The following is a 14681-nucleotide window of genomic DNA, read 5'->3' on the forward strand; positions in this document are numbered from 1 at the left end:
GATAGCAGTCAGGCCGAATCGGCGCAACCCGGCCATGTCGAGCAGGCACCGGCCCGCCATCAATCGTTGTCATGTCGGAACGCCTTGGCGCACCACGCGCTATCGGATGCACGCCCCCTACCTGCAAGACCGGAGCCTCCCGCCATCGCCACGCTTCAGACCCACACGGCCGCCGCCATCCCCCATCCCCGCGGTCGTGACGCGGCCAGCCCGTCCGCCATCCCCTTCGCCGGCTGGAAGGATGTCCTGCGCCGCACTTGGCGCGAGGGTGGCGAGGACAATATCGGCCTGATCGCCGCCGGCGTCGCCTTTTACGGCTTCCTGTCGATCGTCCCCCTGCTCGGCGCGGTCGTGCTGGTCTATGGGCTGGTCGCCGAGCCGCGGACCGTCATCGACAACATGCGGTCGCTGATGACCGTCATGCCCGCCGACGTTGCCCGCATGATCGGCGACCAGTTGATGACGGCGGTGACGGGGTCGGAGGGCAAGCAGGGCCTGGGCCTGCTCATCGCGCTGGCGCTGGCGCTCTACGGCGCGATGAAGGGCGCGGGCGCGATCGTGACCGCGCTGAACGTGGTGTATGAGGAGCGCGAGAAGCGCGGCTTCATCCGCCAGAATCTGGTATCGCTGGCAATCACCGCCGGGGCGGTTCTGCTTGCGATCATGGCGATGACGACGGTCGCCGCCGTCGCCTTTCTGGATTCGCTGATGCCGGAGGCACCGGCGTTCGTGCTGACCGCAATGCGGCTGACCAGCTACCTGCTGCTCGCCGGCCTGACGATGGCGGCGGCGTCGACGCTGTATCGCTATGGCCCGTCGCGCGATCATGCCCGCTGGCGCTGGCTGACGCCGGGATCGGTGCTGGCGACCGTCATATGGCTGGCCATGACCACCGGCTTCGGCCTCTATGTCCGCAATTTCGGCAGCTATGACGCCACATACGGGTCGCTCGGCGCGCTGGTCGTGCTGCTGACCTGGCTGTGGCTGTCGGCCTATATCTTCCTGCTCGGGGCCGAACTCAATTCCGAGCTGGAACATCATGTGATGCCCGACACCACGAAGGGACCGGCCCGGCCGATGGGCCAGCGCGGCGCGACCGTCGCCGACACCATGCCCGAGGATGCGGCGGCGACCGTGGAACTGGCGGATGTGGCGGCGGCGCGACGGCCCGGCGATCATCGCGGCATGTCGGCGGCGGCGGGTGTCATCGGTGGCGGCATGGGACCGGCGCTTGGCGCGGCCGGCGGCCTCGCGATGCTGCGGCGCGGCCATCCCGCCGGTGTAGCGGTGCTGGCGCTGGCCGGCTGGCTCGCATGGTCGAAGCGACCGGGGACCAAAGTCTGACGATTATCGGTGCGGCCCGGCGCAAACGGGCGGTGGTGGACAGGGCTGGATTCGAACCAGCGTACGGGAAACCCGGGCAGATTTACAGTCTGCTGCCTTTAACCACTCGGCCACCTGTCCAGATGCGTGGTTCGCCGAAGCGAGGCGGCTCCATGCCGAAGCGAACCCCGCCTGTCAACGACGCGAACCGCCTTGCGCTGTCGGAAATCGAAGAATACCCCCTTCGACAGCAGTTTTCTTTGGGGGATTTCCATGCGCCACCTGTTTCTCGCCGCGACGGCGACGCTCGCTGTCGTGTCCGCCGCCATGCCCGCCACCGCGCAGGACAAGCCCGCCAGCCCGGTCCTCAACCGGATCATCGACGAGGGCACCAACCGGACGCAGGTCATGACGACCGCGCAGCACCTGACCGACGTCATCGGCCCGCGCCTGACCAATTCCCCCGCGATGCGCCGGGCCGAGGCGTGGACGCAGGAGGAGTTTCGCCGATACGGCCTGGTCAACGTCCACAAGGAGGCGTTTCCGTTCGGGCGCGGCTGGTCGATCGAACGATCCAGCGTCCGCATGGTCACCCCGCGCGTCGTGCAGCTGACCGCGATTCCCATCGCCTGGACGCCCGCGACCACCGGCGCGCTGACCGCCCCCGTCATCGTCGCCCCGATCGACAAGGAGCGTGACTTCGCCAAATGGCGCGGCAAGCTGTCGGGCAAAATCGTGATGTTGTCGGCCCCCGGCACCGGTGACGAACCGACCGACCCCGCGTTCAGGCGGCTGGCCGGCGACGACATCGCCAAGCTCGATGTGTTCCAGCAGCCCTCCTATGACCCCGCCGCCGCCGATCGCCGGCTGAAGCGGCTCGACTTCGCGCAGAAGCTCGATGCGTTCCTGAAGGCCGAGGGCGCGGTCGGGTTCGCCACCATTTCGTACCGCGACGGCAAGCTGGTCAGCGGCGAGGGCTATCAGTTCGGCGTCGGCGAAACCCCGTCGATGCCCGGCGTGCAGATCGCGGCGGAGGATTATCGCCGCCTCGCGCGCCTGTCAGTCAGCGGCCCCGCCCCGACGCTGGAAATCATCAGCGACGTGCGCTTCGACGACAGCGACACCAACGCCTACAACATCATCGCCGAAATCCCCGGCACCGACCCCAAAGCCGGATACGTCATGGCCGGCGCGCATCTCGATAGCTGGGTCGCCGCCGACGGTGCGGCCGACAACGCCGCCGGTTCGGCCATGATTATGGAAGCCGCACGCATCCTGGCCGCCACCGGCGTCCGGCCGAAACGCGCGATCCGCTTTGCCCTGTGGTCCGGCGAAGAGCAGGGCATCCTGGGGTCGATGGCCTATGTCGAACAGCATCTGGCGCGGCGCGGGTCACCCGGCGACCCGAAGCAGAGCGGCATGAAAAGCTATTACGGTTTCGCCAATCGCTGGCCGATCACGCCGCTGCCCGGTCACGGCGATTTGGCCGCCTATTTTAACATCGACAATGGCTCGGGCAAACTGCGCGGCCTGTATGCGGAGAATAATCCGTCGGTCGTGCCGATCTTCCGCGAATGGCTGGGGCCGCTCGCGTCGATGGGCGCTGGCAACGTCGTCGCGCGCCAGACCGGCGGCACCGACCATGTCTTCATGCAGTCGGTCGGGATTCCCGGCTTCCAGTTCATCCAGGATCCGCTGGATTACGGCAGCCGCATCCACCATACATCGGCCGACACCTTCGACCATCTGAAGGCGACGGACATGCGCCAGGCGTCGATCGTGCTCGCATCGGTCTTGCTCAGCGCGGCCAATGCGGACAAGGCGTTGCCGCGACCGCCGGTTCCAACCAAGCCGGTGGTGACCGACCCGTTTGCAATTTCCGAGGATGATGACTGATGGCGCGTAAAGGCCACCGCCCGAGCCAGGCTTTTGCCGGCCGCCCGAAGTTCTGGGGCCGCCACGCGGTGACCGCCGCGCTCGCCAACCCGAACCGGGTGGTGAAGAAGATCTGGGGCACGCGCGAGGCGCTGGCCGCGCTCGACCTGCCGTCGATCCTGCCGGTGACGTTCGCGGAAGCCGTCGATCTGGGCCGGATGGTGCCGGGCGACGCGCCGCATCAGGGGCTGGTCGCCGAGGTCGAGCCGCTGGAGGATATGTGGCTGGGCGACCTGCTGGAAATGGGGCGTGACGACCAGCGCCCGCTCATCATCCTGGATCAGGTGACCGATCCGCACAATGTCGGCGCGATCCTGCGCTCGGCCGCCGCGTTCGACGCGCTGGGCGTCATCACCCAGGATCGTCACTCGCCGCCGGAATCGGGGACGGTCGCGCGGTCGGCCAGCGGCGCGCTGGAAACCGTGCCGTGGCTCCGCGTCGTCAATCTCGCCCGCGCGCTGGACGAAATCGGCGAGGCCCAGTTCTGGCGCATCGGCCTGACCGGCCACGCCACCCAGACGCTGGCCGAGGCGATGAGCCCGATGAAGACCTGCATCGTGCTGGGGGCCGAGGGTGAGGGCATGCGCCAGAATACCGAGGCGCATTGCGACCTGCTCGCCAGGCTGCCGATCAGCCCGAAGGTCGAAAGCCTGAACGTCTCGAACGCCGCCGCCATCGCGCTCTACGCGGTGACTGCGCGGTAGAAGCATTTTCGGCGGGTTGTAGGCGACCGTCATCCCGGACGTGATCCGGGATGACGGGTATAGCCTCAGTCCTCCGCGGCGATCCGCACCTTCAACCCGTCCAGCGTGTCGTCGAACATGATCTGGCACGACAGCCGCGACCCCGCGTCACGGTCGCTGGTCGAATCGAGCAGGTCGTCCTCGTCCGGTCCCATCTTCGGCAGCAGGCCGACGAACGCCGCGTCGACATGGACGTGGCAGGTCGCGCACGAACAGCATCCGCCGCACAGCGCAAGAATCTCGTCGATCCCGGAATCGCGGATCACCTCCATCACGGACAGCCCGGCCTCGCCGTCGATCTCGCGTTCTTCCCCTTCGCGCGTCGTCACGATAAGCTTGGGCATCATGCTCTCCAAAAACCATTTCTCCGCCCATGCCGTGCCGCCCTGCGGCAATCAAGCATTCCCGCCGGTCGCTTCGTCATGGGGCTGAACGCCGAACAGATCGGTCACGCGATGGATGCGCTGGCCGCCGCCGAACCCGCGTTCGCGGTCGCGCTGGCCGAGGCGGGCTATCCCGCCCCCCGGATCAGCGCGCGCGGCTATCCGACATTGCTGCGCACCATCGTCGGCCAGCAGGTCAGCGTGGCGTCGGCCGAATCGGTCTGGCGCAAGCTGGAGGCGGTGCTGGGTGACGCCACCTCACCGGAGGCGGTCGCCGCCGCCAGTGACGAGGAACTCCGCAGCGCCGGCCTGTCGCGCCAGAAGGCCAGCTATGCCCGCAGCCTCGCCGACGAGGTGACCAGCGGCCGGCTCGACCTCGACCATCTGCCGGCGGACGACGAGGAGGCGATCGCCGCGCTGATCCGGGTGAAGGGCATCGGCCGCTGGTCGGCCGAAATCTACCTGCTGTTCGCGGAAGGACGCACCGACATCTGGCCGGCGGGCGACCTGGCGGTGCAGATCGCGGTCGGCCGGATCCTGGGCCACGACACGCGCCCCAGCGAAAAGCGGACGCGCGAACTCGCCGAACGCTGGCGGCCACACCGCGGGGCGGCGGCGATCTTCGCCTGGCATCACTATCAGGCGGGGATGAAGGTCATCGGGTAAAGATGACATTCACTATCCTCGCACAGCTTTTCATCAACGGTGGCGTCCTACTGTCGAGTCCTTGGAACGGGTCGCCTGCGACTGCGCCGTTCATCCAATAGGGCCGTTCGTCCAATGGGGGATGCAATGCTGGATCGCCAATGCCTGTCGCGTGAACATGACGAACTGATCGCGCTGACGACCGCCCTCGTCGCGCAGGTTACCCGGGCGGCGCCCGACCTGGCGGGCCTGTCGACGGTCCGCTGGCGCTTCAACCGGGTGCTGCTGATGCATCTGGCGAAGGAGGACAAGCTGCTCTACCCGCAGCTTACCCGGTCGCCCTCGCCGACCACCGCGCGCCTCGCCGAACTGTTCGCCGCCGAAGTCTGCGGGCTGGCGGCGGACTATGCCGCCTACATGCAGCGCTGGCCGGTCGAACGGATCGAGGGCGAATGGCCCGCCTTCGCCAAGGATACCCGCCGCATCCTCGACGCGCTGGGCAAGCGGATCGCGCGCGAGGAAAACGAACTCTACCCCTGCATCGACGCGGTCAGCACCGCCGGTACAGCGCCCGCCCGTCCGTCGGCCCCCACGCCCGCCCCGCACCGCTTGTGATGCGCGCCATCATCGGCCAAAGCGGCAGGTGATGGCATCCCCCAATACCGATTTCACCCGGTCGCTGGCCGAAAGCCACCGCACCGTCGCCGTGCCCGCCGCCGCCAGGGGCTGGCGGCGGTTCGCGGCGTTTGCCGGCCCCGGCTATCTGGTCGCGGTCGGCTATATGGACCCCGGCAACTGGGCGACCGACATCGCCGGCGGGTCGGCCTTTGGCTATGCCCTGCTGTCGGTCGTGCTGATGTCCAACCTGATGGCGATCGTGCTGCAGGCGCTGGCCGCGCGGCTCGGCATCGCCGCCGGCATGGATCTGGCGCAGGCGTGCCGCGCGCACTATTCGCGGCCGGTGGCCTTCGCCCTGTGGGTGCTGTGCGAGATCGCGATCATCGCCTGCGACCTGGCCGAGGTGCTCGGCACCGCCATCGCGCTGAAACTGCTGTTCGGCCTGCCGCTGGTCTGGGGCGTGTGTCTGACCGCGCTCGACGTATTCCTGATCCTCGCGCTCCAGCGGTTCGGGTTTCGCAAGCTGGAGGCGTTCGTCATCGCGCTGCTGGCGATCATCGCCGGCTGTTTCGTCTTCGAACTGATCGCCGCACAGCCCAACCTGCGCGACGTCCTCGGCGGGCTGGTGCCGACGCCCGAAATCGTCACCGACCCGGCCAGGCTGTACCTGGCGATCGGCATCCTCGGCGCGACCGTCATGCCGCACAATCTCTACCTCCACTCCTCGATCGTCCAGACCCGCGCCTTCGCACAGGACGAGGCCGGCCGGCACGAGGCGGCGAAGATGGCGACGATCGACAGCACCGTCGCGCTGGCGCTCGCCTTCTTCATCAACGCCTCGATCCTGATCCTCGCGGCCGCCGCCTTCCACACCGCCGGCCGCACCGACATCGCCGAGATCGACGAGGCCTACCGCCTGCTCAGCCCGATGCTCGGCGTCGGCGCGGCCAGCGTGATCTTCGCGATCGCCCTGCTCGCCTCGGGCCAGAACTCGACGGTCACCGGCACGCTGGCGGGGCAGATCGTCATGGAGGGGTTCCTCCACCTGCGGATGAAGGTGTGGCTGCGGCGGATGGTCACGCGACTGCTGGCGATCGTGCCGGCTGTGCTGGTCGTCGGTGCCGCCGGCGACGCGGGCGCCACCCGCCTGCTGGTGCTGAGTCAGGTCATTCTCAGCCTGCAACTGCCCTTCGCGGTCGTGCCGCTGGTGCAGTTCACCAGCAACCGGACGGTCATGGGCAGTCTGGTGTCGCCACGCTGGCTGGGCGTCATCGCCTGGGTCATCACGACCGTCATCATCGGCCTGAACGCGACGCTGCTGTGGGGGATGCTGTAGGGCGACCGTATCGCGATGGGGCACCCCTACCCCGTCACCCACGAGCGCAGCGAGGCAATGACGGATCGTAAGGTTCCCGCCCACCTCACACCAGCGCCCGATACCGGTCCCTAAGCGTCACCTTGTCGATCTTCTCCGTCCCCAGGCGCGGCAGGGGTGCGTCGACGATCCAGATCCGCGCCGGCACCTTGAACGCCGCGATATGCTGGAACAGGAAGGCACACAGGTCGTCGGACGTCAGGTCCGCCCCGTCCTGCAACAGCACGACCGCGCCCGGCACCTCGCCATATTTCTCGTCGGGCAAGCCGAAGACCGCCGCCTCGGCAACCTGCGGATGTTCGTACAGCGCGGCCTCGACCTCCAGGCAGCTGATATTCTCGCCGCCGCGGATGATGATGTCCTTCTTGCGGTCGACGATGAACAAATAGCCGTCCTCGTCCAGATAGCCGATGTCGCCGGTGCGGAAATAACCATCGGCGGTGAAGGCGTCGGCGGTCGCCTGGGGGTTTGCCCAATATTCTCGGAAATTGGCGACCGAGCGGATACACACCTCGCCGCGCACCCCGGCCGCTTGCGCGTGGCCGGCATCGTCGAGGATCGCCATGTCGACCAGCGGCAGCGACGCGCGACCGGTCGAATTGGGCTTGGCCAGGTAATTGCTGCGCCAGTTGCCGGAACCGACGCTGTTCGTCTCGGTCAGGCCGTACCCGATCAGCGGCGCGCCGCCGCCCATCTCGTCGTTCAGCCGCCGGACATGCTCGACCGGACGCGGTGCGCCGCCGGCGGCGAAGTCGGTCACGGTCGACAGGTCATAGGCGGCGCGGTTGGGATGGGTCAGCATCTCGAAACTCATCAGCGGCACCCCGACGAAATAGGTGACTCGCTCCGCCTCGATCAGCCGCATCGCATCCTCGGCATCCCATTTCGCCATCAGCACCAGCTTGCGGCCCATCGCGAAGCTCTGCAGGAACACCGGGATTTCGGCGGTGACGTGGAATAGCGGCACGTTCAGCAACGTGGCCGGCTGCCCGACCGGCGGCGTGCCCATGTCGGTCGCGATACCCAGCATCGTCAGCGCCTGCGCCAGAAAACTGAACACGCCCTGCACCACCGCCCGGTGATCGGACAGCGCCCCCTTGGACCGGCCGGTCGAGCCGGAGGTGAACAGGATCGTCGCGGCATCGTCGGGGCCGGGCTGCGGCAGGTCGTCGCGGCCATCCGGTGCCGTCCCCACCGCAACCAGCGCCTCGGCCAGCGGCAACCGGTCGTCGATCGTCACAACCCTGACGCCAAGGCCCGCCAGCCGGGCCGCGCGCGGTGGATCGGCGAACACCAGCCGGCAATCGACGTCGGCGATCGCGGCCGCCAGTTCCTCGGTCTGCCACCAGCCGTTCAATAAGGTCGCGACCCCGCCGGCCATGACGATCCCCATGTACAGCGCGATCCACGACGGCGAATTGCGCATCGCAATGCCGACCCGGTCGCCCATGCCGACCCCGTGATCGTGGACCAATGCAGCAGCGACGCCCCGCGCCTGCGCATACACCTCGGCAAAGGTCAGCCGCTCGGCTCCGGCGACCAGCATCGTCAGGCCGGCATGTTCGGCGCAATAATGCGCGAAGTAGGCGGGCAGCGACGGCGGCGCGGTGGCGATCATCGGCACGGATCGCCCGAACCGCTCCACCGTACCCAGCCGCAACGGGCCATCGTCGCCAGTCAGCCGTGCCAGATGCGCATCCATCAGCCGGTCCAGGTCCGTCCGCATCATTCTCTCCACTTGGTCTAATGCCTTTGCGCCACTATGCAGACGCCAAACCCAGGGGGAAAGCCTTGATCCTGTCGTCTCTCGTTGCCGCTGCCGTCACCGCCCCGCCGGCGGGCCATGTCCGGTTCGCCGATCTGGGCCTTGACCCGGTCGTGTTCTCGGTCGGCTTCTTCACGCTGCGCTGGTACAGCCTCGCCTATATCGGCGGCATCCTGCTCGGCTGGTGGTATCTGCTGAAGCTGCTGGCCCAGCCGGGCGCGCCGATGGCCCGGCGCCATGCCGACGACCTCGTGTTCTACGCCACGCTCGGCGTCATCCTCGGCGGGCGGATCGGCTATGTCCTGTTCTACGCGCCGGAAATGATCCTGCACCCGTTGCGCATCCTGCGGCTGTGGGACGGCGGCATGTCGTTCCATGGCGGCGTGATCGGCGTGTCGCTCGGCCTGATCCTGTTCGCGCGCAAGCACCAGCTGAACTGGCTGCGGGTCCACGACTATATCGCCTGCTGCGTGCCCTTCGGCCTCGGCCTCGGCCGCCTCGCCAATTTCGTCAATGGCGAGTTGTGGGGCAAGCCGACGACGGTTGCCTGGGGCATCGTGTTCGAGCGCACCGTGCCGTTCGGCATGGTCGAACCGGCCCGCCACCCGAGCCAGCTGTACGAGGCGGGACTTGAGGGCGTCGTGCTGTTCGCGCTGCTGTGGTTCGCGTTCTGGAAAACGAAGGCGCGCTATGCGCCGGGCAAGCTCGTCGGCCTGTTCCTCGTCGGCTACGGCCTTGCCCGCTTCACCGTCGAGTTCTTCCGCGAACCCGACCAGCAACTGCGCGCCTTTGCCGAGGCGACCGGCCTGCACATGGGCCAGTGGCTGTGCGTGCCGATGATCCTGGGCGGCCTGTTCCTGGTCGCCACCGCCGACAGGCGCCGCGTCCGCGTGGAGCCGATCGCCGGTACCGAAAGCGTCGCGTGACGTCTCCCCTCCCGCTTGCGGGAGGGGTCGGGGGAGGGCATGGACCGCGGCATCATGTCTGAAGAAACCCCTCCCCTAACCCCTCCCGCAAGCGGGAGGGGAACGGAAACCACCCCCCTCACCGACCGTCTCGCCAGCGCGATGACGCTGGCCGGGCCGATGTCGGTCGCGCAGTTCATGGCCGCCGCCAACGCGCACTATTACGCCAGCCGCGACCCGCTGGGGACCGCCGGAGACTTCACCACCGCGCCCGAAATCAGCCAGATGTTCGGCGAGCTGATCGGCCTGTGGTGCGCCGACCTTTGGGACCGCGCCGGTCGCCCGGACGTGGCGTGGGTCGAACTGGGACCGGGCCGCGGGACGCTCGCCGCCGACGCACTGCGGGCGATGGCGCGCGCCGGCCTGACCCCGCCGGTGCATTTCGTCGAAACCAGCCCGGTGCTGCGCGTTCGGCAGGCAGAGCGCGTGCCGAACGCAACGTGGCACGACGCGATCGACACGCTGCCAACCGACCGCGCGCTGATCGTCGTCGCCAACGAATTTTTTGACGCGCTGCCGATCCGCCAACTGGTCAAGCGCGAGCAGTGGCACGAACGCCTCGTCGCCTGTCAGGATACGCTGTTCCTGCCGATCGCCGGCGCGGCCCTGCCTGATTCGGTGATTCCCGAACCCCTGCGCGACGCAGCGCCGGGGTCGATCCTGGAAGCCTCCCCCGACTCGATCGCGGTCATGCGTGCGCTGGCCGCGCGCGTGGTGGCGCAGGGCGGCGCGGTGCTCGCCATCGACTATGGCTATGAAGGTCCGGCGGTCGGCGACACGTTGCAGGCGGTGCGCGGCCACGGTTTCGCCAATCCCTTCGACACGCCCGGCGAGCAGGATCTGACCGCGCATGTCGATTTCGCGACGCTCGCCGCCGCCGCGCAAGGCTGTGGCGGCGTCGCTTGGGGTCCGGTCGACCAGCGCGACCTGCTCGGCGCGCTCGGCATCGACGCGCGGGCGAGCGTGCTGGCCGCCGCCAGTCCCGACCGCGCCGACCGGATCCTCGCCGACCGCAACCGGCTGATGCAGGCGATGGGCACCCTGTTCAAGGCGCTGGCCGTCACCGCGCCCGGCTGGCCCGCCCCGGCCGCGTTCGCATGAGCGCCACCAGCCGCGACGCCCTGCCCGCCGACGGCCCCGCACTCGCCGCGATGGGTCGCCAGTCGTTCACCGAGACGTTCGGCACGCTTTACGCCCCCGCCGATCTGGCCGCGTTCCTCGACACGACGTTCGGCCCCGCCGGCCTGCCCGCGCAGCTTGGTGACCCGGCCTACCGAATCCGCGTGGCGACCAGCGGCGACGCAATCGTCGGCTTCGCCAAGCTGGGACCGGTGCTGTTTCCCGGCGACTGGCCGGCGGACGCGATCGAATTGCACCAGCTCTATGCGCTGGCCGACAGCCACGGCACGGGGGTCGGCCCGTTGCTGATGGACTGGGCGATCGCGACCGCAAGGCGCATGGGATGCAGCGCGCTGATCCTCAGCGTCTATGTCGACAATCACCGTGCGCGCGCCTTCTATGCCCGCTACGGTTTCGTCGACATCGGCCGTTACGACTTCGCGGTCGGCACCCATATCGACGAGGACCGGATCATGCGGCTGACGCTGTGACGACCACCACCCCCGACATCGACGTGATCCGCGCCCGGACGCTGGCCGGTATCGCGCACGGCTTTCTCGGCCGGCGCGGCGGTGTGTCGACCGGCCTCCACGCCGGGCTGAACGTCGGACCGGGGTCGGAGGACGACCCAGCGGCGGTCGCCGAAAACCGCCGGCGGGCGCTGCAGGTGATCCTGCCCGGCACGACATTGCTGACCCCCTATCAGGTCCATTCCGCCGACGCCGTGGTCGTGACCGCCGCCTTTGCCGACCACGACCGCCCCCATGCCGACGCGCTGGTCACCAACCGCCCCGGCTTGGCCCTCGGCATCCTGACCGCCGATTGCGCGCCGGTGCTGCTGGCCGACCGCACGGCCGGCGTGGTCGGGGCCGCCCATGCCGGCTGGAAGGGCGCGATCGCCGGCGTTACCGATTCGACCATCGCCGCGATGGAGACGCTGGGCGCGGACCGCGCCCGGATCGTCGCCGCGATCGGTCCGTGCATCGCCCGCACCGCATACGAAGTGGACGCCGCCTTCCAGCGCCGGTTCACCGACGCCGATCCGGCGAACGAACGCTTCTTCGTCGATTCCCGCGCGGGCCATCACCGTTTCGACCTGGAGGCCTATGTCACCCACCGACTGGCCGCCGCCGGGATCGGCCGGGTCGAGGCGCTTGGTCTGGACACCTATGCCGACGATTCCCGCTTCTACAGCTATCGCCGCTCCACCCACCGGTCGGAACCGGGCTATGGCCGGCAGATCGCCATCATCGGCATGATGGACTGAACCCGAAACACCGATGCCGTAGCAACAGGCGCTTGCTGAGACGCAAAGACAAGAAACTGCAACATTATGTCCTGTGGCGCTGGTCGCGCCCTCTTTCCGCGCGCCCTCCCGGCGTGTAGCGCGGTTGTGTCTTGGACAACGCCCGCCCCCTTCCCGCAACCGCCATCACCGCCTTGTGTCTCGCCCATCTGGCGACGATGGCGAGTCGGTCGGCGTTTGCCGCGATCGTCCCCGTGCTGGGGCGGCAATATCACTTCACCGACACCGCGCTCGGCGTGCTGATGGGTCCGGCGTTCGCGGTGATGTATGGCGTGGCCGCGATCACTTTCGGGTCCTGGGCGGATCGACACGCGCCGCGCCGCCTGATGATCGCCGGTCTGGCCGTCGTGGCCGTGGCGTCGGGTATCGTCGCGATCAGCGACCGGTTCGGCCTGTTCTTCCTCGGCCAGCTGTTGCTGGGGCTTGGGCAGGCGGCGTTCGTGCCTGCCGCCATCCTGCTGATCGTGCGCGATGCGCCGCGCGGCCGGACTGGACCACCCCCGCTGGCGCTGTTCACCGGCGCATCGGCGCTTGGCCGCAGCACCGGATTCATGATCGCGGGTCTGGTGCTGGCGGCGAGCCTCACGCTGGGCCGGACGACCGGTATCGACGGCTGGCGCGTCCTGCCGCTGGTGATGGCGCTGTCGATTGCTTTGCTGGCCGGGGTGTGTTGCCGGACCCTGCCGCGCCATCGCGCGATACGCCCCGATGCGCCGGCGCTGGCCCCGGCCCACGCCACCGGGCCTGTACCGGCCGCGCTGATCCCGCTGTTCGCCGCAGCCTTTGCACCGGTCCTGATCGGCCAGAGCATCGCCGCGTGGATGCCGTCGCTGCTCGTGCGGATGCGCGGGTTCACGCCGGCCGACGCCGCGACGGTCTTCGGCGGTATCCTGCTCGTCATGGGGTTTGCCGGGCAGCTTGTCGGTGGACTGGCGATACAGCGGATCGCGTGGATTTCCCGCCGGCCCCTCGTCGCCAACGCCGTCTGCCTCGGCATCGCCCTGCCCCTGCTGGTCGTCGCCACCCACGCCCCGCGACCGGTCGTCATCGGCCTGTCGCTGGCCGGTGTCCTGCTGGTGATCGGGATGGCGGCGTTCATCGCCCTGCAGGCCGTCCAGACCGCATCGCCCGCCGACCGGCGCGGCACCACGACGGGCGTCTTCCTGGCGCTGGTCACGCTGGTCGGGGCCGGCGGCGGGCCGCTGCTGACCGGCCTGTTGAGTGATTCGGGCCTGACCGCAGCGGATGGTCAGGGGCTGGCGGCCGCGCTGGTCCTGGTCGCCGCCGGCGGGGCCGGGTTCAACGCGCTGCTGGCGGCGGGCATCGCGATCCGGCCGACGACGCTGGCGGCCGTGCGGTGACCGGCCCCGACGCCACGATCTTTCGGTTCGACAGTGCCACGCTGCCCGAAGACGAGCGATTCGACCGATACCGCGATCTCTATGCCAATGGATCCGACGCCATACGGCTCGGCCCCGATTTTGCCGCGCGGGTCACCGCCTGGGCGTCCGACCGGGTCACCATCTACGAACGCGACCTGCACGATGTCGGCCATGTCCGCGGGGCGGAACGGGCCGGACAGGACGGGTTTGACCACCTGCTGCTGACCCTCGTCGCCGACGGCGCGGTGGAGGTGGACACCGGTCGCGGGTTCGCGCCGGTCCCGGCCGGCAGCGGCGTCATTCTCGACATGCAGCGGCCGATGCGCAACCGGACGCGGTTCGCACGATCCTACAACATCCGCATCGCCCGCGACGATTTCCTCGCCACCATCGGGCCGGTCCGCAACCTGCATGGCACGATCCTGTCGGCGGACGGCACCGCGCTGCTGATCGACTATGTCGCGCTGTTGCTCCGTCGCATGGATGCGCTGAACCCGCCCGCGCGGCGGTCCGCGATCGACGCGCTGTTTTTGCTGGTCGCCGGTGCCCTGGGCGCGGTCACCGGTGCCGTCGAGCGGCCCGCAACCGCGCGCGATGCGATGCGCCTGTCCCGCATCCGCGCGCTGATCGACGCGCATATCGCCGATCCCGCGCTTGGCCCCGACATGATCGTCCAGCGTGCCGATCTGTCGCGCGCCACCCTGTACCGGCTGTTCAAGCCCTATGGCGGCCTGACCAGCCATATCCAGACACGCCGGCTGCAACTGCTGCTGCTGGCGTTGAACGACGAGGCTGAAACGCGCCCCTTCGGTGAACTGGCGCTCGACGCCGGCTTCCGCAGCGAGGCCCATGCCAGTCGCCTGTTCCAGAAGCGATACGGGATTCGCCCGGGCCAGTACCGCATCGAACGCGCGGCGCAGGGCAGCACGCCGGTACCGCTGCGCGCGATGCAGTTTCTGGACGACACGATGCGCTGACCACCGGATTCTAAAATCCAAAATGGACCGATGTCTCAGCGATGAGACGACCGGGCATGGTCCACATCGACCGTTTTGTACCAAGGAGAACCGTTCCGGCGCAACGCCTTGCCACTGCCGGACGTGCGGAGAATAACATGGTTTC

General features: G+C 68.7%; 14 protein-coding genes and 1 tRNA gene. 12 read left to right on the top strand and 3 right to left on the bottom strand.

Translation table 11 applies throughout. From position 1 onward, the window contains the following. Positions 1-84: 84 nt before the first annotated feature. The gene (locus tag ASE75_RS01095; RefSeq protein WP_235512459.1) at positions 85-1344 is read left to right on the top strand and encodes a YihY/virulence factor BrkB family protein; all 1260 of its coding nucleotides are present in this window, start codon (positions 85-87) and stop codon (positions 1342-1344) included. A gap of 33 nt (positions 1345-1377) precedes the next feature. Here ASE75_RS01095 and ASE75_RS01100 read toward each other — a convergent pair. Next, positions 1378-1464, bottom strand: a tRNA-Tyr gene (locus tag ASE75_RS01100). A gap of 132 nt (positions 1465-1596) precedes the next feature. On the opposite strand from ASE75_RS01100, the gene ASE75_RS01105 reads away from it, so the two are divergent. Together ASE75_RS01105 and rlmB are read left to right on the top strand one after the other, a co-directional pair. Beyond that, complete coding sequence (locus ASE75_RS01105) at positions 1597-3219, top strand: M20/M25/M40 family metallo-hydrolase (RefSeq protein WP_055927559.1); 1623 nt, start codon at positions 1597-1599, stop codon at positions 3217-3219. Beyond that, positions 3219-3962, top strand: a complete 744-nt coding sequence (gene rlmB, locus ASE75_RS01110) for a 23S rRNA (guanosine(2251)-2'-O)-methyltransferase RlmB (RefSeq protein ID WP_055927561.1) — start codon at positions 3219-3221, stop codon at positions 3960-3962. The genes ASE75_RS01105 and rlmB overlap by 1 nt, the downstream gene beginning before the upstream one ends. A gap of 65 nt (positions 3963-4027) precedes the next feature. Here rlmB and ASE75_RS01115 read toward each other — a convergent pair whose 3' ends face one another. After that, positions 4028-4345: a 2Fe-2S iron-sulfur cluster-binding protein gene (locus tag ASE75_RS01115; RefSeq protein ID WP_055929166.1), complete on the bottom strand. Its 318-nt coding sequence runs from the start codon at positions 4343-4345 to the stop codon at positions 4028-4030. Between the two features lie 78 nt (positions 4346-4423). Between ASE75_RS01115 and ASE75_RS01120 the strand changes: the two genes are divergently transcribed. From ASE75_RS01120 to ASE75_RS01130, 3 genes are all read left to right on the top strand, one after another. Beyond that, complete coding sequence (locus ASE75_RS01120) at positions 4424-5050, top strand: DNA-3-methyladenine glycosylase family protein (protein WP_055927563.1); 627 nt, start codon at positions 4424-4426, stop codon at positions 5048-5050. 126 nt (positions 5051-5176) lie between these two features. After that, positions 5177-5644, top strand: a complete 468-nt coding sequence (locus tag ASE75_RS01125; protein WP_235512460.1) for a hemerythrin domain-containing protein — start codon at positions 5177-5179, stop codon at positions 5642-5644. 31 nt (positions 5645-5675) lie between these two features. After that, positions 5676-6983: an Nramp family divalent metal transporter gene (locus ASE75_RS01130; RefSeq protein ID WP_055927566.1), complete on the top strand. Its 1308-nt coding sequence runs from the start codon at positions 5676-5678 to the stop codon at positions 6981-6983. An 85-nt stretch (positions 6984-7068) separates the two neighbouring features. On the opposite strand, the gene ASE75_RS01135 is transcribed toward ASE75_RS01130, so the two are convergent. After that, positions 7069-8748, bottom strand: a complete 1680-nt coding sequence (locus ASE75_RS01135) for a class I adenylate-forming enzyme family protein (RefSeq protein ID WP_200922287.1) — start codon at positions 8746-8748, stop codon at positions 7069-7071. Between the two features lie 65 nt (positions 8749-8813). Between ASE75_RS01135 and lgt the strand changes: the two genes are divergently transcribed. The 6 genes from lgt to ASE75_RS01165 all read left to right on the top strand — a co-directional run bounded on the left by lgt (position 8814) and on the right by ASE75_RS01165 (position 14536). Next, positions 8814-9713 (top strand): prolipoprotein diacylglyceryl transferase, encoded by a 900-nt coding sequence (gene lgt / locus ASE75_RS01140; protein ID WP_055927570.1) that lies wholly within the window; start codon positions 8814-8816, stop codon positions 9711-9713. A gap of 54 nt (positions 9714-9767) precedes the next feature. Next, positions 9768-10853 (top strand): class I SAM-dependent methyltransferase, encoded by a 1086-nt coding sequence (locus ASE75_RS01145; protein ID WP_055929172.1) that lies wholly within the window; start codon positions 9768-9770, stop codon positions 10851-10853. Then, positions 10850-11362: a GNAT family N-acetyltransferase gene (locus tag ASE75_RS01150; RefSeq protein ID WP_055927573.1), complete on the top strand. Its 513-nt coding sequence runs from the start codon at positions 10850-10852 to the stop codon at positions 11360-11362. The genes ASE75_RS01145 and ASE75_RS01150 overlap by 4 nt, the downstream gene beginning before the upstream one ends. Continuing rightward, the gene (pgeF, locus tag ASE75_RS01155; RefSeq protein ID WP_055927576.1) at positions 11359-12138 is read left to right on the top strand and encodes a peptidoglycan editing factor PgeF; all 780 of its coding nucleotides are present in this window, start codon (positions 11359-11361) and stop codon (positions 12136-12138) included. Before ASE75_RS01150 ends, pgeF begins: the two co-directional genes overlap by 4 nt. A 173-nt stretch (positions 12139-12311) precedes the next feature. Further along, positions 12312-13538, top strand: a complete 1227-nt coding sequence (locus ASE75_RS01160) for an MFS transporter (protein ID WP_268796017.1) — start codon at positions 12312-12314, stop codon at positions 13536-13538. Beyond that, positions 13535-14536: a helix-turn-helix domain-containing protein gene (locus ASE75_RS01165; protein WP_055927582.1), complete on the top strand. Its 1002-nt coding sequence runs from the start codon at positions 13535-13537 to the stop codon at positions 14534-14536. Before ASE75_RS01160 ends, ASE75_RS01165 begins: the two co-directional genes overlap by 4 nt. Positions 14537-14681: the final 145 nt, after the last annotated feature.

The organism is Sphingomonas sp. Leaf17 (assembly GCF_001421505.1).
Lineage (GTDB): Bacteria > Pseudomonadota > Alphaproteobacteria > Sphingomonadales > Sphingomonadaceae > Sphingomonas.